This window comes from Streptomyces sp. NPDC054813 (genome assembly GCF_053611365.1).
Genome location: NZ_JBSHAF010000005.1, coordinates 330,535 through 348,553 on the forward strand (window position 1 = coordinate 330,535; position 18,019 = coordinate 348,553).

The following is an 18,019-nucleotide window of genomic DNA, read 5'->3' on the forward strand; positions in this document are numbered from 1 at the left end:
GAGAGTACTTGATCGGAGAAATGCTGCGGCACCTGCCCAGTCGTCCGGTCGGGGACTGGCGGGCAGGCGCCGCATGGTGTTCCGTACGCCTTTGTACGGGACGTTCTTCGGGGTGGGTCAGACCATCAGCGAGCGGTCCGTCGGGCGGATCGGGGCCGGGAGTTCGCTCGCTCCGGTCAGGAAGCGGTCGACGCCCTTGGCGGCCGAGCGGCCCTCCGCGATCGCCCAGACGATCAGGGACTGGCCACGGCCGGCGTCACCGGCGACGAAGACGCCCGGCACGTTGGTCTGGAAGTCGGCGTCGCGGGCTACGTTGCCGCGCTCGTCGAGGTCGAGACCGAACTGCTCGACCAGGCCGTTGTCCCGGTCGGTGCCGGTGAAGCCCATCGCGAGGGTGACCAGCTGGGCCGGGATCCGGCGCTCGGTGTCCGGCTTGGGGGTCAGCTTGCCGTCGATGAACTCCACCTCGGTGAGGTGCAGCCACTGGACGTTGCCGTCCTCGTCGCCCTCGAAGTGGGTGGTGGAGACGGAGTAGACCCGCTCACCGCCCTCCTCGTGCGCCGAGGTGACCTTGTAGAGCATCGGGAAGGTCGGCCACGGCTGGTGCGGCGCCCGGTCCTCGCCCGGCCTGGGCATGATCTCCAGCTGGGTGACCGAGGCCGCGCCCTGGCGGTGGGCGGTGCCCACGCAGTCCGCGCCGGTGTCGCCGCCGCCGATGACGACGACGTGCTTGCCCTCGGCCGAGATCGGGGAGGTGACGTAGTCGCCCTCCTGGACCTTGTTCGACAGCGGCAGGTACTCCATCGCCTGGTGGACGCCCTTCAGCTCCCGTCCGGGGACCGGGAGGTCACGGGCGGTCGTGGCGCCGGCGGCGATCACGATCGCGTCGTACCGCTTCTTCAGGTCGGTCGCCTTGAGGTCGCGGCCGATCTCGATACCGGTACGGAAGCGGGTGCCCTCCGCGCGCATCTGCTCGATACGGCGGTTGATGTGCCGCTTCTCCATCTTGAACTCGGGGATGCCGTAGCGGAGCAGGCCACCGACACGGTCGGCGCGCTCGTAGACGGCGACCGTGTGGCCGGCCCGGGTGAGCTGCTGGGCGGCGGCCAGGCCGGCCGGGCCCGAGCCGATCACGGCGACGGTCTTGCCGGACAGGCGCTCCGGGGCCTGCGGAGCGACGGTGCCCGCGTCCCACGCCTTGTCGATGATCGAGACCTCGACGTTCTTGATGGTGACGGCCGGCTGGTTGATGCCGAGCACGCACGCCGACTCGCACGGGGCCGGGCAGAGGCGACCGGTGAACTCCGGGAAGTTGTTGGTCGCGTGCAGGCGCTCCGAGGCGGCCGTCCAGTCCTCGCGGTAGGCGAAGTCGTTCCACTCGGGGATCAGGTTCCCCAGCGGACAGCCGTTGTGGCAGAACGGGATGCCGCAGTCCATGCACCGGCCGGCCTGCTTGCTGATGATCGGCAGCAGCGAGCCGGGGACGTAGACCTCGTTCCAGTCCTGGACGCGCTCGGTGACGGGACGGGTCCGGGCGACCTCACGGCCGTGGGTCAGGAAGCCCTTCGGGTCAGCCATTGATCGCCGCCTCCATCATCTTCTCGGTGATCTCGGTCTCGGAGAGACCCGCTCGCTCGGCGGCGTCCTTGGCGGCGAGCACTGCCTTGTACGTGCTGGGGATGATCTTGCTGAACCGCCGCACGGCCGTGTCCCAGTCGGCGAGCAGCTTCTCGGCGACCGTGGAGCCGGTCTCCTCGGCGTGCCGGCGCACCACGTCGTGCAGCCACTGCTTGTCCGTGTCGTCCAGGGCCTCGACGGCGTCCACGTTGCCGACGTTGACGTTGTCGCGGTTCAGGTCGATGACGTACGCGATGCCGCCGGACATTCCGGCCGCGAAGTTGCGGCCCGTCTCGCCCAGGACCACCGCGTGACCGCCGGTCATGTACTCGCAGCCGTGGTCGCCCACGCCCTCCGAGACCACCAGCGCACCGGAGTTGCGGACACAGAACCGCTCGCCGCTGCGACCGCGCAGGAACAGCTCGCCGCCGGTCGCGCCGTACGCGATGGTGTTGCCCGCGATGGTGGAGAACTCGGCGAGGTGGTCGGCGTTCCGGTCGGGGCGCACGATGACCCGGCCGCCGGAGAGGCCCTTGCCGACGTAGTCGTTGGCGTCGCCCTCCAGGCGGAGCGTGACACCGCGCGGCAGGAAGGCGCCGAAGGACTGGCCGGCCGAGCCGGTGAAGGTGATGTCGATGGTGTCTTCGGGCAGACCCGCGCCGCCGAACTTCTTCGTCACCTCGTGGCCGAGCATGGTGCCGACCGTGCGGTTGATGTTGCGCACCTTGATCTGGGCGCGCACCGGCTGGGCGTCGGTGGCGCTGGAGGCGGCCAGAGCGTCCGAGGCGAGCTTGATCAGCTCGTTGTCCAGGGCCTTCTCCAGGCCGTGGTCCTGCCGGACGGTCTGGTGCAGGGCCGCGCCCTCGGGCAGCTCGGGCACGTGGAAGAGCGGGGCCAGGTCCAGGCCCTGCGCCTTCCAGTGGTTCACGGCGCGGGTGACGTCGAGCGCCTCCGCGTGGCCGACGGCCTCCTCGATGGAGCGGAAGCCCAGCTCGGCGAGGATCTCGCGGACCTCCTCGGCGATGAACCGGAAGAAGTTCACGATGTACTCGGCCTTGCCGGAGAAGCGGTCGCGCAGTACCGGGTTCTGGGTGGCGACGCCGACCGGGCAGGTGTCCAGGTGGCAGACGCGCATCATGATGCAGCCGGAGACGACGAGCGGCGCGGTCGCGAAACCGAACTCCTCGGCGCCGAGCAGCGCGGCGATGACCACGTCACGGCCGGTCTTCAGCTGGCCGTCGGTCTGGACCACGATCCGGTCCCGCAGGCCGTTGAGCAGCAGGGTCTGCTGCGTCTCGGCGAGGCCGAGCTCCCAGGGGCCGCCCGCGTGCTTCAGCGAGGTCAGCGGGGAGGCACCCGTGCCGCCGTCGTGGCCGGAGATGAGCACGACGTCCGCGTGCGCCTTCGACACACCGGCCGCGACCGTGCCGACGCCGACCTCCGAGACCAGCTTGACGTGAATCCGCGCCTGCGGGTTCGCGTTCTTGAGGTCGTGGATCAGCTGGGCCAGGTCCTCGATGGAGTAGATGTCGTGGTGCGGCGGCGGCGAGATCAGGCCGACGCCCGGGGTGGAGTGCCGGGTCTTGGCGACCCACGGGTAGACCTTGTGGCCGGGCAGCTGGCCGCCCTCGCCGGGCTTGGCGCCCTGGGCCATCTTGATCTGGATGTCGTCGGCGTTGACCAGGTACTCGGAGGTCACGCCGAAACGGCCGGACGCCACCTGCTTGATGGCGCTGCGCCGCGCCGGGTCGTACAGCCGGTCCGGGTCCTCGCCGCCCTCACCGGTGTTGGACTTGCCGCCCAGCTGGTTCATGGCGATGGCGAGGGTCTCGTGGGCCTCGCGCGAGATGGAGCCGTACGACATGGCGCCGGTGGAGAAGCGCTTGACGATCTCGGAGACCGGCTCGACCTCGTCGACGGAGATCGGCGCGCGGCCTTCGGCACCGGACTTGAAGCCGAAGAGCCCGCGGAGCGTCATGAGCCGCTCGGACTGCTCGTTCACCCGGCCCGTGTACTTCTTGAAGATGTCGTAGCGGTTGGCACGCGTCGAGTGCTGGAGGCGGAAGACCGTCTCCGGGTCGAACAGGTGCGGCTCGCCCTCGCGGCGCCACTGGTACTCGCCGCCTATGTCCAGGGCGCGGTGGGCCGGCGCGATGCCGGAGGCCGGGTACGCCTTGGCGTGGCGGGCGGCGACCTCCTTGGCGATGACGTCGATGCCGACGCCGCCGATCTTGGTGGCGGTGCCGTTGAAGTACTTCTCGACGAACGCGGTGTCGAGACCGACGGCCTCGAAGACCTGGGCGCCCCGGTAGGAGGCGACCGTGGAGATGCCCATCTTGGACATGACCTTGAGGACGCCCTTGCCGAGGGCGTAGATCAGGTTGCGGATGGCCTGCTCGGACTCCATGCCCGGCAGGAAGGTGCCCGCGCGGGTCAGGTCCTCGACGGACTCCATGGCCAGGTACGGGTTGACGGCGGCGGCGCCGAAGCCGATCAGCAGGGCGACGTGGTGGACCTCGCGGACGTCACCGGCCTCGACCAGCAGGCCCACCTGGGTGCGCTGCTTGGTGCGGATGAGGTGGTGGTGGACGGCCGCGGTGAGCAGCAGCGAGGGGATCGGCGCGTGCTCGGCGTCCGAGTGCCGGTCCGACAGGACGATCAGCCGGGCGCCGTTCTCGATGGCCGCGTCGGCCTCGGCGCAGATCTCCTCGATCCGCGCGGCGAGGGTGTCGCCGCCGCCGGAGACCCGGTACAGGCCGGACAGGGTCGCGGCCTTGAAGCCGGGCATGTCGCCGTCGGCGTTGATGTGGATGAGCTTGGCCAGCTCGTCGTTGTCGATCACAGGGAAGGGCAGCACGACCGAGCGGCAGGAGGCGGCGTTCGGGTCGAGCAGGTTGCCCGCGGGGCCGAGGGACGAGCGCAGGCTCGTCACCAGCTCTTCCCGGATCGCGTCCAGCGGCGGGTTGGTGACCTGCGCGAACAGCTGGGTGAAGTAGTCGAAGAGCAGCCGCGGGCGCTCGCTCAGGGCCGCGATCGGCGAGTCGGTGCCCATGGAGCCGATCGGCTCGGCACCGGCCTTGGCCATCGGCGCCAGGATGACGCGCAGCTCCTCCTCGGTGTAGCCGAAGGTCTGCTGGCGGCGGGTGACCGAGGCGTGCGTGTGCACGATGTGCTCGCGCTCGGGCAGGTCGCTCAGCTCGATCTCGCCGGCCTCCAGCCACTCGGCGTAGGGCTCCGCGGCGGCGAGGCTCGCCTTGATCTCGTCGTCCTCGATGATGCGGTGCTCGACGGTGTCGACGAGGAACATCCGGCCGGGCTGCAGCCGGCCCTTGCGGACGACCTTGGCGGGGTCGATGTCGAGGACGCCGACCTCGGAGCCCAGCACGACCAGGCCGTCGTCGGTGACCCAGTAACGGCCCGGGCGCAGACCGTTGCGGTCGAGAACGGCGCCGACCTGGGAGCCGTCGGTGAAGGTGACACAGGCCGGGCCGTCCCAGGGCTCCATCATCGTGGAGTGGAAGCCGTAGAAGGCGCGCCGGGCCGGGTCCATGGAGTCGTGGTTCTCCCACGCCTCCGGGATCATCATCAGCACCGAGTGCGGCAGCGAGCGCCCGCCCAGGTGCAGGAGTTCCAGCACCTCGTCGAAGGAGGCCGAGTCGGAGGCGTCGGGCGTGCAGATCGGGAAGACGCGGTCCAGCTTGTCCTGCGGGCCGAACAGGTTGGAGACCAGCTGGGACTCGCGGGCGACCATCCAGTTGCGGTTGCCCTTGACGGTGTTGATCTCACCGTTGTGGGCGACGAAGCGGTAGGGGTGCGCGAGCGGCCACGACGGGAAGGTGTTGGTGGAGAACCGGGAGTGCACGAGCGCGATCGCGGATGCGAAGCGGCGGTCGGACAGGTCCGGGAAGAAGGGCTCCAGCTGGCCGGTGGTCAGCATGCCCTTGTAGACGATGGTCCGGGCGGACAGCGAGGGGAAGTAGACGCCCACCTCGCGCTCGGCGCGCTTGCGCAGCACGAACGCCCTGCGGTCCAGCGCGATGCCCTCGCTGGCGCCGTCGGTGACGAAAACCTGCCGGAAGACCGGCATGGTGGAGCGGGCGGTGGCGCCGAGCAGCTCCGGGGCGACCGGAACCTCGCGCCAGCCGAGGACGGTGAGGCCCTCCTCGCCGGCGATCGTCTCGATCCGCGAGACGGCGTCCTGGATGCCGTCCTCCGGAAGGAAGGCGATACCGACGGCGTACGAACCGGCCGGCGGAAGTTCGAATCCGGCCACCTCACGGAAGAACGCGTCGGGTACCTGGGAGAGCAGGCCGGCGCCGTCACCGGAGTCGGGCTCGGAGCCGGTCGCGCCGCGGTGCTCCAGGTTGCGCAGAACCGTGAGCGCCTGCTCGACCAGCGCGTGGCTCGCCTCGCCGGTGAGGGTGGCCACAAAGCCGACGCCACAGGCGTCATGCTCGTTGCGGGGGTCGTACATACCCTGCGCAGCAGGGCGAGCATCCATGAACGACCAGTTCAGGCCATTCGTGGAGTGCTGGGACGGCTGGCGCGGCGTACGCATCGGCTCTCCCGTCGTCGTCAGTGGCATATAGCAGGTGCCGAGGGACGACGCTGGCCCTCTGCGTTTTTGTTGCGAAATTTCACGCAGGTTACATGATGGAGCGGTTCTCGGGAACTGGATACACCGTTCCAACATGCGGACGCCGTAGGGGTTTACGGCGGGGTACCGCTCATGCGGTGAAGGTGGTGGGGGACCGATCCGGACAGATCCGTGTCCATCGGTCCGCGGGGGCGGGGGTGAGCGTCGCCGACACCCCACAGGTGCACGTCAGGCGTCCTTGCCTGCGGTGCTTACGGCTCATGCCCAGTGGTTAAGCGTTCGAAACCAGCGAGTAACGGCTACTTATGCGGCCCAACGCATAAGTAGCGGTCCAGCTATCCTACGGCGGTTCCGAACAGGCTGCCCAGGGCGTACGTCACACCGGCCGCGGCGCCACCCAGCGCGAGCTGCCGCAGACCGCTGAACCACCAGGTCCGCGCGGTCACCCTGGCCACCACGGCACCACAGCCGAACAGCCCGACGAGCGCCAGCAGCACGGCGGGCCAGAGCGTGGTGGCGCCGAGCAGATACGGCAGTACGGGCAGCAGCGCACCCAGCGCGAACGAGCCGAAGGACGACACGGCGGCGACCAGCGGCGAGGGCAGGTCGCCGGGGTCGATGCCCAGCTCCTCGCGGGCATGTATCTCCAGCGCCTGCTCGGGATCGGCGGACAGCTGCCGGGCGACCTCCCGGGCGAGTGACGCCTCGACCCCTCTCGCCTCGTACAGCGCGGCCAGCTCGGCCTCCTCGTCCTGCGGATGCCTGCGCAGCTCCCTGCGCTCCACGTCCAGCTCGGCCTCGACGAGCTCGCGCTGCGAGGCGACGGAGGTGTACTCGCCGGCGGCCATGGAGAAGGCGCCGGCGGCCAGTCCCGCGAGCCCGGTGATGACGATGGTCTGATGGCTGACGGCCCCGGCGGCGACACCGGTGATCAGGGCGAGGTTGGAGACGAGCCCGTCCATGGCACCGAAGACCGCGGGCCGCAGCCACCCTCCGTTCACGTCCCGGTGGGTGTGGTTGTCGCGGTGCGCCTCGTGCAGCGTCGCCTGGGTCTCGATGACAGCCATGCGGGTCCCCCAACAGGTCTCGAAGATGCCCCACCTAAGCTGAGGCAAAGCTAAGTCTGGACTGAATCCACCTTTTGACAACATCGACACTACGCTCCGCCATTCCCCGCCGCCAGCAAGGAAAGGCTCGGCTAACCTGCGGTTTTACCTCTCTCCGCTCACTTGTGCGATGGGCTGCACAAATGTCGACCGGGTGACGTGGAGGCCTGGCAGGCTGCGGTCAACCGCCGTTGGTGGGACACATCCGCAAACGGTTCCGCGCCCCGGCGCGAAGCCCCTCCCGGAGAGGCCCGCCCATGTCATCGATCGTCTGCACCCCGCCGGCCCCCGCCCCCGACGAGCGCGCCTCCCCTCTGCACGACCGGGCGCGGGGCGCGCTGCTGGGCCTGGCGGTGGGCGACGCGCTCGGGGCGCCGGCGGAGAACATGAAGCCCTCCGAGATCCGCGCCCGCTGGGGCCGCATCACGGGGTACGTCACCGACACCCCGGCCGGCACGGACGACACCGAGTACGCGATCTTCTCCGGCCTGCTCCTCGCCCGCCACGGCTCGGCGCTCACCCCGGCCCACGTCGAGGCGGCCTGGCACGAGTGGATCGCCGACCGCGCCGAGGGCCCGTTCAAGGGCGCCGGCTTCAGCGAGCGCGGCACCCTGGAGAACCTCCGCCGGGGCCTCGCCGCCCCCATCTCCGCCCAGCACCGGCACGCCTGGAGCGACGGCCTGGCCATGCGGGCGGCCCCCTTCGGCGTCTTCGCGGCGGGCCGGCCCGTCGAGGCGGCCCGGCTCGTCGCGATCGACGGTTCGGTCAGCCACGAGGGCGAGGGCATCTACGGCGGCCAGGCGGTGGCGGCGGGCGTGGCGGCCGCGATGGCGGGAGCCCCGCCGACGGCGGTGGTCGCGGCCGCGCTGGCGGTGATCCCGGACGACTCCTGGACGGCCCGCTCCCTGCGCCGAGCCGTCTCGGTGGCCCACCGGGGCGAACGGGCGGTCCGCTCCGCGGTCGTCATCGGCGGCTACCCGTGGACCGACCTGGCCCCGGAGGCGGTGGCCCTGGCCTTCGGCGCGTACGCGGCGGCGGACGGCGACTTCCGGGATGCGGTACTGACGGCCGTCAACATGGGCCGCGACGCGGACACGACGGCAGCGGTGGCGGGGGCGCTGGCGGGGGCGACGCAAGGAGAGAAGGCGATCCCGCCGGACTGGGCCGCGGCAATCGGCCCGGCGAGGGGAAGCTGCCTGCCGTCGATGGCGGGCCAACACGTACTGGAGGTGGCGGCACTCCTGACAGGAGCGCCCCCGAGAACGCCGGCCCCGACCTCCTCCCCACCAACCGACCCACCCCCTCCGCCCCACACCGAGCCCCACCCCTCGACATCAACGCCTGCACCAACCGAGCCCCACCCCTCGACCCCCACCTCTCAACCGACCGAGCGCCCCTCGACCCCGACCTCCCTACCGGCCGAGCCACGGCCCTCGACACCCACCGCCCCGGCAACCGAGCGGCCCACGCCCCCGGCCTACCTGCCGACCGAGCCACGGCCCTCGACACCGCCATCTCTGCCGACCGAGCCACGGCCCTCAACCCCGGCCTCCCTGTCAACCGAGCCACGGCCCTCGACGCCGCCATCCCTGCCGACCGAGCGGCCCTCGACCCCGGCCTCCCTGTCGACCGAGCGGCGGCCTTCGACGGCGGACTTCGCACCTACCGGGCCACGCCCCTCGACGCCGACCTCTCAAGGAACCGAGTCGGGTGGTGGGTGGGCGAGGGATTGGGGGGGTCGGGGGCGGAGCCCCCTGGGGGGCGGCTGCCGCGAGGGGCTGCGGTGAAGCGGCGTCGTATCGAGGGGCTCCTGCTCGGCCTCGCCGCAGGCGACGCCGCAGGCTGGCCCGCCGCCCGGCACCGCGCCGCCCGCATGCCGGAGTGGACCCGCCGTCTCACCCGGGAACTCGACACCTTCGCCGAACAGAACGCGACCACCACCCTCCCCGTCCCCATCGCCCTCAACCAGCCCCCCGAGCCCCTCCGCCTCGGCCCCTCCGACGACGCCGAATGGGCGGCCTTCGCCGCGGAAGCCGTCCTGCGCGCCGGCGACGACACCGCCCTCGCCGACCTCAGCCGTGAGCTCCGTACCCGCGCCGCCATCGACCTCACCTGGACCGCCGTGGCCTCCGAGGTCGCCGCCGCCGCGGAACGCGCCCCCGAGATCGAGTCGGCCGTCCTCCCCCTGCGCGCCCGTATCTCCGTCCGCGCCGGCCTCGGCAACCTCGCCACCGGCCTGCGCCCGCCCGCCACCGGCCACGACAACCCGCACTACTTCGACGACGCCGCCTGCGTCCGCGCCTGCGCACTCGCCGTCGCCCACCCCGGCGACCCCCAACGCGCCGCCGACCTCGCCGAGTTCGACGCCCACTACACCCAGGACGGCGACGGAGTGCACGGCGCCCGCGCCATGGCCGCGGCCCTCGCCCTCGCCCTCGTCGGCGCCGAGGTGGAGACCTGCGTGGCCGCCGCGCTCGCCGAACTCCCCGAGGCCACCGAGATCGGCCGCAACGCCCGCCACGCCCTGACCCTCACGGCCACGGCCGACACCGCCTTCGCCCTCGTCCCCCTCCTCGAACACCAAATCGTCGACCACGTCTACAGCTACGGCATCGCCGCCGCCGAAACCGTCCCGGTCGCGCTCGCCCTCGCCACCGCCGCACGCGGGCGGATCGCCGAGGCCGTCCCCGCCGCCGCCTGCCTCTCCCGGGTCGCCGACTCGGCCCCCGCCCTGGCCGGCGCGCTCACCGGCGCCCTCGGCGGCGCCGACTCGATCCCGCCGCCCTGGCGGGACGCCTGCCGCACCCTCTCCGGCTGCGCCCTCCCCCGCCTCACCGGCACCGACCTCGTGGAACTCGCCGAACTCCTGGAAGCCACACAACCGGCCCATCCAGGTGGATGATTCGGTTCATGACGCCCAAAGGAGAAGAAAGCGCCGGAGCTTCGCTCGACGAGCGGATCACCGGAGCGCTCGTCGGAGCCGCCGTCGGTGACGCCCTCGGCGGCCCGGTCGAGGGCTACTCCCCCGACCAGATCCTGGAACGCCACGGCGGCCGCGTGCACGGTATCGTCGGCCCCTGGAACGGCGACGCCTGGCGCACCGCCCGCCCCATCGCCCCGTACCACAAGGGCGACGGGCACGTCACCGACGACACCTTGATGACCCATGCGCTGGTACGGGTGTACGACCGCGTCCGCGACCACCTCGACGCGTACGCGATCGCCGACCACCTGGTCCCCGACCTGATGACCAACCCCCGCTGGATCCCGGAGCTGGAGACCGAGACCATCCCCCTCCAGCGGGTCTTCCTCGCCGAGAAGTGGCTGGCGACCCGCCTGCATTACGGCCATGTCGACCCCCGCGAGGCCGGCACCGGCAACATCGTCAACTGCGGTGCGGCGATGTACATGGCCCCGGTCGGCCTGGTCAACGCGGCGAACCCGTGGGCCGCGTACGCCGAGGCCCTGGACATCGCCGGCGCCCACCAGTCGTCGTACGGCAGGGAGGCGGCGGGCGTCTTCGCCGCGGCGGTGGCGGCGGCCGCCGCGCCGGGCGCGACAGCGGACTCCGTCGTCACCGCGTGCCTGTCCCTGGCGAAGGACGGCACGCGCACGGCGATCGAAGCGGTGTGTGAAGCGGCCGCACACCACACCGACTTCGAGTCGGCTCTCACCCCCCTCCGGGAGGCGGTCACCCCCTACGACACGGTCGGCCCCGACTACCGCGCCCCCTCGCTCGGCGCCCGCCGCCCCTCCCGCCTGCACGCGATCGAGGAACTCCCCGTCGCACTCGGCATGTTGCTGGTGTCAGGCGGCGACTACCGGCACGCCGTCCTCGGCTCCGTCAACTACGGCCGGGACTGCGACTCGATCGCGACGATGGCGGGTGCGATCGCCGGGGCGCTGGGTTCCGCCGTGCCGGAGGAGTGGTCGAAGCGGGTCGCCGAGGCGAGCCGCCTCGACCTCTGGGAGCCGCCGCGCGCCCTGGCCGCCGTGACCAGGGAGATCTTCACCCGCGACACGGAACGCCGACGCGCCCACGAGGAGTCCTTCGCCCGCCTCGGAGGCCCGAGTTGCTCCGCCTGACCTGGGTCCAGCCGGAGGACCTGCTGGGTCATGAGATCCGCCAGGCCCGGCAGGACGGGCGGGAGCCGTCGGCCGTCGAGGCGAGATGGCGGGCGGCGGGCGGCGCGTCCGCGCCGAGCCGGGCCGGTGCGTCACCGGAGCGGGTGTCCCGCTATCTCCGCCAACTGGCGGAGGACCTCCTCGACGAACTCGCGGACCTGCCGAGCAGGTTGAACGAGCCGACGGATCTGGCAGCGATCATGGCGCTGTGTCCGCAGTGGCCGACCGCGCAACGGGGAGGGCGGTGCGGACCGTCGTACGACTGCGGGTGCGATGTGGTCGCTCGCGCAGTTCCCCGCGCCCCTGACGGGGCGCTGCCCAGCCGTGTCTCTCATCCAGCCGCGGGCACTCGTGCCGCTGGGGCGATGGGGGTCCCCCCGCTCGAGCGAAGCCGAGAGTGGGGGAGGGTGGGCGCTGGGGGTACCCCCTCTGGGGGAGGCACCCGGCAAGCGCTGGTGAGCGTCCCCACCCCCCGGCCTCCACACCCCCGCACCTACCACGCCGCCTGGCTCGGCAGAGCCGTTGGCTGTCTGCTCGGCAAACCCGTCGAGAAGCTCCCCCTCCACGCCATCCGTGAACTCGCCCAAGCAGCCGGCAACTGGCCCCTGAACCACTACTTCACCGCCCGCGGTGTCCCCGCCGAGCTCCTCGCCGCCCACCCCTGGAACCGCCGCTCCGCAGCCACCTCCCTCGTCGAGAACATCGACGGCATGCCCGAGGACGACGACCTCAACTACCCCCTCCTCAACCTCCTCCTGCTCCAGCGCCGCACCAGAGCCTTCACCACCACCGACGTAGCCGCCCTCTGGCTCGACGAACTCCCCGCCGGCCGCACCTTCACCGCCGAGCGCGTCGCCTACCGCAACCTCCTCACCGGCGTCGAACCGCCGCACACCGCCCGCCACCGCAACCCCTTCCGCGAGTGGATCGGCGCCCTGATCCGCGCCGACGTGCACGGCTGGACCAACCCCGGCGACCCGGCCGCCGCGGCCGAGCAGGCTCATCGCGACGCCGCCCTCACCCACACGGCCAACGGCGTCTACGCGGCGATGTTCACGGCGGCCACCATCGCCACCGCCGCCACCGGAACCCACGACATCCACGCCTGCCTGCGCTCCGGCCGCACGGTGATCCCGCCCCGGTCCCGCCTGGCACAGGCGATCGACCAGGCGATCCGGCTGGCCGAGACCCACGCGGACTTCGAGGCGGTCGTGGCGGAGCTCCACCGCACCCACTCCCCCACCCACCACTGGGTGCACGCCATCCCCAACACCGCGCTGATCGCCGCCGCCCTCACCCACGCCGACGGCGACTTCACCGGCTCCGTCTGCCGTGCGGTGAGCGGCGGCTGGGACACCGACTCGAACGGCGCGACGGCCGGCTCGGTCGCCGGGCTGCTCGCCGGCGACCCCGACGCCCTCCCCGACCGCTGGACGACCCAGCTCAAGAACCGACTCGCCACCTCCGTCGCCGGCTTCGACGGCACCGGCTTCGACACCCTCGCCCACCTCACCCACCTGGAGGCGACCCGCCCATGACCCAGATCGCCGTACTCGGCAGCACGAACATGGACCTCGTCGCGTACGTCGAGAAGGCCCCGCAGCTCGGCGAGACCGTGACCGGACGGGAGTTCCGTACCGTCCCCGGCGGCAAGGGCGCCAACCAGGCGATCGCCGCCGCCCGCGCCGGCGCCACCGTCTCGATGATCGGCGCGGTCGGCCATGACGGCTACGGCGCCCGGATGCGGGAGACCCTCGAACACTCCGGCGTGGACACCGACTCGCTGCGCACGATCGAGGGCCCCTCCGGCACCGCGCACATCGTCGTGGACGACGAGGGCGGCAACGCGATCGTCGTGATCCCCGGCGCGAACGGCACCGTCGACCATCTCGCCCCCGGCGACGAGGGCGTCATCGCCTCCGCGGACACCCTCCTGCTCCAGCTGGAGATCCCGCTGCCCGCGGTCGTCGCCGGTGCGCAGGCCGCCCGCCGGCACGGCGTCCGGACCATCCTCACCCCGTCCCCCACCCGTCCCCTGCCCTCCGAACTCCTCGAAAACATCGACCTGTTGGTGCCCAACGAGCGCGAGGCCGCCGACCTCACCGACCGCGCCGACCCGCGCGACGCGGCCGCCGCCCTGCTCGGCCTGGTGCCACAGGTCGTGGTCACCCTCGGCGCCGCCGGCTGCCTCTACCTCACCCGGGACGCAGCGCCCCTCGTCATCCCGGCGCCCCGGGTGACCGCCGTCGACTCGACGGGCGCGGGGGACACCTTCGTCGGCGCCCTCGCGGTCGCCCTGGCCGAGGAGAAGCCCATCCGGGAGGCCCTGTCCTGGGCGGCGGCCGCGGCCGCGCTCGCCGTGCAACGGGAGGGGGCGTCGACGTCCATGCCGTACCGTCCGGAGATCGAGGCCCAGTACACCGCATGAGTACGACAACACAGCCCCAGCCCCTCGCCGGCCTGCGCGTGCTCGACCTCGCCACCCTCTTCGCCGGCCCCCTCGCCGCCACCCTGCTCGGTGACTTCGGCGCCGAGGTCGTCAAGGTCGAGCACCCCGCCAAACCCGACCCCTCCCGGGGGCACGGCCCGGCCAAGCAGGGCGTCGGCCTGTGGTGGAAGCTGCTCGGCCGTAACAAGCGGACCATCACCCTCGACCTGTCCAAGCCCGGTGGCCGCGCCACGCTGCTCCGGCTCGCCGCCACCGCCGACGTGATCGTGGAGAACTTCCGGCCCGGCACCCTGGAGAAGTGGGACCTCGGCTGGGAGGAACTCTCCGCCGCCAACCCCCGGCTGATCCTGACCCGGGTCACGGCCTTCGGCCAGTTCGGCCCCTACGCCCACCGCCCCGGCTTCGGCACCCTCGCCGAGGCGATGAGCGGCTTCGCGGCGATCACCGGCGAACCGGACGCCCCGCCCACGCTGCCGCCGTTCGGGCTCGCCGACTCCATCGCGGCACTGGCGACCGCGTACGCCGTGATGACCGCACTCGCCGCCCGGGACCGCACCGGCGAGGGCCAGGTCGTCGACATGGCGATCATCGAACCGATCCTCACCGTCCTCGGCCCCCAGCCCACCTGGTACGACCAGCTCGGCTACGTCCAGGCGCGCACCGGCAACCGCTCCGCCAACAACGCCCCGCGCAACACCTACCGCACGGCGGACGGGACCTGGGTCGCCGTCTCCACCTCGGCCCAGTCGATCGCGGAACGGGTACTGCGGCTGGTCGGGCGCCCGGAGCTGATCGACGAGCCGTGGTTCGCGACCGGCGCCGACCGGGCCGCGCACTCCGACGTCCTCGACGCGGCCGTCGGCGACTGGATCGCCACCCGCTCCCGCGCCGAGGTGCTGGCCGAGTTCGAGAAGGCGGAGGCGGCGGTCGCCCCCATCCAGGACGTACGGGACGTGATGGACGACCCGCAGTACCTGGCGCTGGACACGATCACCACCGTCCCCGACCCCGAACTGGGGCCGCTGCGCATGCAGAACGTCCTCTTCCGGCTCTCCTCGACCCCCGGCGCGATCCGCTGGACCGGCCGCCCGCACGGTGCCGACACGGACGAGGTCCTCACCGAGCTGGGTCTGACCCCGGCCCAGCTGCTGGCCCTGCGTGAGGAGGGCGCCGTATGACCACCGCGCCCTTCCCGCTGACCTGGCTGTACGTCCCCGGTGACCGGCCGCATGTCGTCGCCAAGGCGCTGGCCTCCGGCGCGGATGTGGTGGTGGTCGACCTGGAGGACGCCGTCGCCCCCGACCGCAAGGACTGCGCCCGCGCCGCCACCGCCGACCTCCTGGCCCACCCCCAGCCGGTCCCGGTGCACGTCCGGATCAACGGCCTGGACACCCCCTGGGCCGCGGCGGACCTCAAGGCCCTGCTCGGCCTCCCCGGCCTGGCCGGCCTGCGGCTCCCCAAGGTGACCGGCCCCGACGACATCCACCACATCGCGGCCCGGACCGCCGCCCTCCCTCTCTACGCCCTTCTCGAATCGGCCCTCGGCATCGAGCACGCCTACGCCATCGCCGCCGCCCACCCCGCCCTGCGGGGCATCTCGCTCGGGGAGGCCGACCTGCAGGCCGACCTGGGCGTGTACGACGACATCGGCCTCGACTGGTCCCGTTCCCGGATCGTGGTCGCCGCCCGGGCCGCTGGCCTCGCCCCGCCGCCCCAGTCGGTCCACCCCGACACCCGCGACCTCAAGGGCCTCGCCGCCTCCTGCGCCCGCGGCCGCGCCCTGGGCTTCCTGGGCCGCGCCGCCATCCACCCCCGCCAGCTCCCGATCATCGAACGCGCCTACCTCCCCACGCAGGCCGAACTGGAACAGGCCGAGAAGATCATCAAGGCGGCCACCACGGAACAGGGCGCCCAGGCCCTCCCGGACGGCAGCTTCATCGACGCGGCGGTGGTAGCGACGGCCCGCAGAACCCTGTCCCTACTGAACCGCCGCTGACACCGACAGCCCGATCCCTTCTTCGGTCCTTGGCCGGTGAACTTCTTCCGCCGCAACGGCCTGCACCCCCGCGGCGGTACCGGGCTCGCCGGGACCCGTCGGCCCGCACGCGAAGAGGGCGCCCGGTTCCGTCCCGGGCGCCCTCTTCGTCGTATCGCGGCAGGTCAGCTCTTCTTGGTCGCCGACCCGGCCTCGTCCTTGGCTTCGGCCTCGTGCTCGGCTGCGTCCTCGGCCTCGTGCTCGGCCTCGCCTTCGGAAGCCTCCGTCTCGGAAGCCTCCTTGGCTTCAGCAGCCTCGGCGGTGTCACCCGTACCGTCGGTCTCCCCGTCGGAGGCACCCGGCTCGACCACCGCCTCCTGGCCCGGCCGCTTCTTCGCGGAGAGCACGATGTACAGCACCGCGAGCAGGAACACGATCATCGCGGTCCAGTCGTTGAGCCGCAGGCCGAGGATGTGGTGGGCGTCGTCGACGCGCATGTACTCGATCCAGCCGCGGCCCACGCAGTACGCGGCGACGTACAGCGCGAACGCCCGCCCGTGCCCCAGCTTGAATCGGCGGCCGGCCCAGATCACCAGGAAGCCGACGCCGATGCACCACAGCGACTCGTAGAGGAAGGTCGGGTGGTAGTAGCCGGGGACCCGGCCGCCCTCGGACGAGGTGATGTGCAGGGCCCACGGCACATGCGTCTCGCGGCCGTACAGCTCCTGGTTGAACCAGTTGCCCCAGCGGCCGATCGCCTGGGCGAAGGCGATGCCGGGGGCGATGGCGTCGGCGTAGGCAGGGAGCGGGATGCCCCGGCGCCGGCAGCCGATCCACGCACCCACCGCGCCGAGAGCGATCGCGCCCCAGATACCGAGGCCGCCCTGCCACACCTTGAACGCGTCGACCCAGTCACGGCCCTCGCTGAAGTACAGCTCGTAGTCCGTGATCACGTGGTACAGACGCCCGCCGACCAGGCCGAACGGCACGGCCCAGACGGCGATGTCGGCCACGGTGCCGGCCCGCCCGCCCCGGGCGATCCAGCGCCTGTTTCCGAGCCAGACGGCTACGAAGACACCGATGATGATGCAGAAGGCGTAGCCGCGCAGCGGAATGGGACCGAGATGGATCACTCCGCGCGAAGGGCTGGGAATGTAGGCAAGATATTCCATGGCAGGGTCGACGCTACCGTGCCGGACCGGGCCGACGGCAACCAGCCCGGCTACGGCTCCATAACAGGGGCGTGAGAAATGCTTACCCCGCTCACCCCTTGTTGGCGTCCTCCACGAGCTGCTTCAGCTTGGCCGGGGTCATGGTCTGGTCCTGGTAGATGTTCTTGCCGTCGAGCAGAACGGTCGGGGTGCCGCCGAACTTGGCCGCCTGGAAGGCCTCGTTGGACTTCACGACCCAGGCGTTGTGCTTGCCGTCCTTGACACACTTCTGGAACGTCGGCGTATTCAGGCCCTGGACCTTGCCGGCCAGCTCGATCAGCTTGTCGTTGTTCGAGAAGGTGTCGTCGGTTTCCTTCGGCTGGTTCTCGTACAGCACGTCGTGGTAGTCGCGGAACTTGCCCGCGTCCTGGGCGCAGGCCGCCGCGTTGGCCGCGTTCCGGGAGCCGCTGCCGCCGAGGTTGCCGTCGATCAGCGTGACCAGGTGGTACTCGATTCTGAGCTTGCCGGAGTCGGTCAGCTCGTGGAGCGTCGGGCGGTACGCCGTCTCGAAGGCCTGGCAGGCCGGGCAGCGGAAGTCCTCCCAGATGGTGAGCGTCGCCTTGGCATCGTCCTTGCCGACCGGGATCGCGAGGCTGTCCTTGCCCTGCGCACCCGAGGGCGCCACGACCGGGCCCGAGCTCTTGCTGTTCTTGTCCTTGCCCGCGTTCGCGGCGACGACGCCGATCACCGCCGCCAGGCCGAGGACACAGACGACGCTCGCGCCCACGATCAGCGTGCGCCGTCGCTTGTCCGCGGACTTCTGCTTCTCGCGGTCGGCTGCGATCCGCTCGCGGGCCGTCCGCTTTCCGTCACGATTCTTCTCGCTCACACCACCAGAACGAACCGGGGGGGGGGCCCCCCCCCCCCCCCCGCCCCGGGCACCCCCCGCAGACTGGCCGCGATAGCGGTGTGTTCGTGAGAGCCAGGCGCCCCCCCCCC

Annotated in this window: 11 protein-coding genes and 1 pseudogene; 7 read left to right on the plus strand and 5 right to left on the minus strand. The window is 71.9% G+C overall.

The genetic code is table 11. The features are described 5' to 3' along the window. Nucleotides 1-117 precede the first annotated feature (117 nt). The 3 genes from ACWGJB_RS12420 to ACWGJB_RS12430 all read right to left on the minus strand — a co-directional run bounded on the left by ACWGJB_RS12420 (nt 118) and on the right by ACWGJB_RS12430 (nt 7,281). The gene (locus tag ACWGJB_RS12420) at nt 118-1,578 is read right to left on the minus strand and encodes a glutamate synthase subunit beta (RefSeq protein WP_453380133.1); all 1,461 of its coding nucleotides are present in this window, start codon (nt 1,576-1,578) and stop codon (nt 118-120) included. Further along, nucleotides 1,571-6,175 carry a glutamate synthase large subunit gene (gene gltB, locus ACWGJB_RS12425; RefSeq protein WP_453380134.1) on the minus strand — a complete coding sequence of 1,535 codons (4,605 nt, stop codon included), beginning with the start codon at nt 6,173-6,175 and terminating at the stop codon, nt 1,571-1,573. Before gltB ends, ACWGJB_RS12420 begins: the two co-directional genes overlap by 8 nt. Before the next feature lie 374 nt (nt 6,176-6,549). Continuing rightward, a complete protein-coding gene (locus ACWGJB_RS12430; RefSeq protein WP_453380135.1) occupies nt 6,550-7,281 on the minus strand; it encodes a VIT1/CCC1 transporter family protein in 732 nt (243 codons plus the stop codon). Nucleotides 7,282-7,577: 296 nt separating this feature from the next. Here ACWGJB_RS12430 and ACWGJB_RS12435 point away from each other — a divergent pair. The 7 genes and pseudogenes from ACWGJB_RS12435 to ACWGJB_RS12465 all read left to right on the plus strand — a co-directional run. After that, nucleotides 7,578-8,565 (plus strand): annotated as a pseudogene (locus tag ACWGJB_RS12435) (ADP-ribosylglycohydrolase family protein); the annotation flags it as partial. Between the two features lie 538 nt (nt 8,566-9,103). Next, on the plus strand, nt 9,104-10,222 hold the full coding sequence (locus tag ACWGJB_RS12440) for an ADP-ribosylglycohydrolase family protein (protein WP_453380136.1): 1,119 nt from the start codon (nt 9,104-9,106) through the stop codon (nt 10,220-10,222). A gap of 8 nt (nt 10,223-10,230) precedes the next feature. Then, nucleotides 10,231-11,406 carry an ADP-ribosylglycohydrolase family protein gene (locus tag ACWGJB_RS12445; protein ID WP_453380137.1) on the plus strand — a complete coding sequence of 392 codons (1,176 nt, stop codon included), beginning with the start codon at nt 10,231-10,233 and terminating at the stop codon, nt 11,404-11,406. Then, nucleotides 11,394-12,983: an ADP-ribosylglycohydrolase family protein gene (locus ACWGJB_RS12450; RefSeq protein ID WP_453380138.1), complete on the plus strand. Its 1,590-nt coding sequence runs from the start codon at nt 11,394-11,396 to the stop codon at nt 12,981-12,983. The genes ACWGJB_RS12445 and ACWGJB_RS12450 overlap by 13 nt, the downstream gene beginning before the upstream one ends. After that, complete coding sequence (gene rbsK, locus ACWGJB_RS12455; RefSeq protein WP_453380139.1) at nt 12,980-13,873, plus strand: ribokinase; 894 nt, start codon at nt 12,980-12,982, stop codon at nt 13,871-13,873. The genes ACWGJB_RS12450 and rbsK overlap by 4 nt, the downstream gene beginning before the upstream one ends. Then, complete coding sequence (locus tag ACWGJB_RS12460) at nt 13,870-15,072, plus strand: CaiB/BaiF CoA transferase family protein (RefSeq protein WP_351695161.1); 1,203 nt, start codon at nt 13,870-13,872, stop codon at nt 15,070-15,072. Before rbsK ends, ACWGJB_RS12460 begins: the two co-directional genes overlap by 4 nt. Continuing rightward, entirely contained in the window at nt 15,069-15,890 is an 822-nt protein-coding gene (locus tag ACWGJB_RS12465) for an HpcH/HpaI aldolase/citrate lyase family protein (protein ID WP_453380140.1), read from the plus strand. The genes ACWGJB_RS12460 and ACWGJB_RS12465 overlap by 4 nt, the downstream gene beginning before the upstream one ends. A gap of 164 nt (nt 15,891-16,054) precedes the next feature. Here ACWGJB_RS12465 and lgt read toward each other — a convergent pair whose 3' ends face one another. Both lgt and ACWGJB_RS12475 read right to left on the minus strand, forming a co-directional pair. Continuing rightward, a complete protein-coding gene (gene lgt, locus ACWGJB_RS12470; protein ID WP_453380141.1) occupies nt 16,055-17,041 on the minus strand; it encodes a prolipoprotein diacylglyceryl transferase in 987 nt (328 codons plus the stop codon). A gap of 91 nt (nt 17,042-17,132) precedes the next feature. Next, complete coding sequence (locus ACWGJB_RS12475) at nt 17,133-17,909, minus strand: DsbA family protein (protein ID WP_453380142.1); 777 nt, start codon at nt 17,907-17,909, stop codon at nt 17,133-17,135. Nucleotides 17,910-18,019 lie beyond the last annotated feature (110 nt).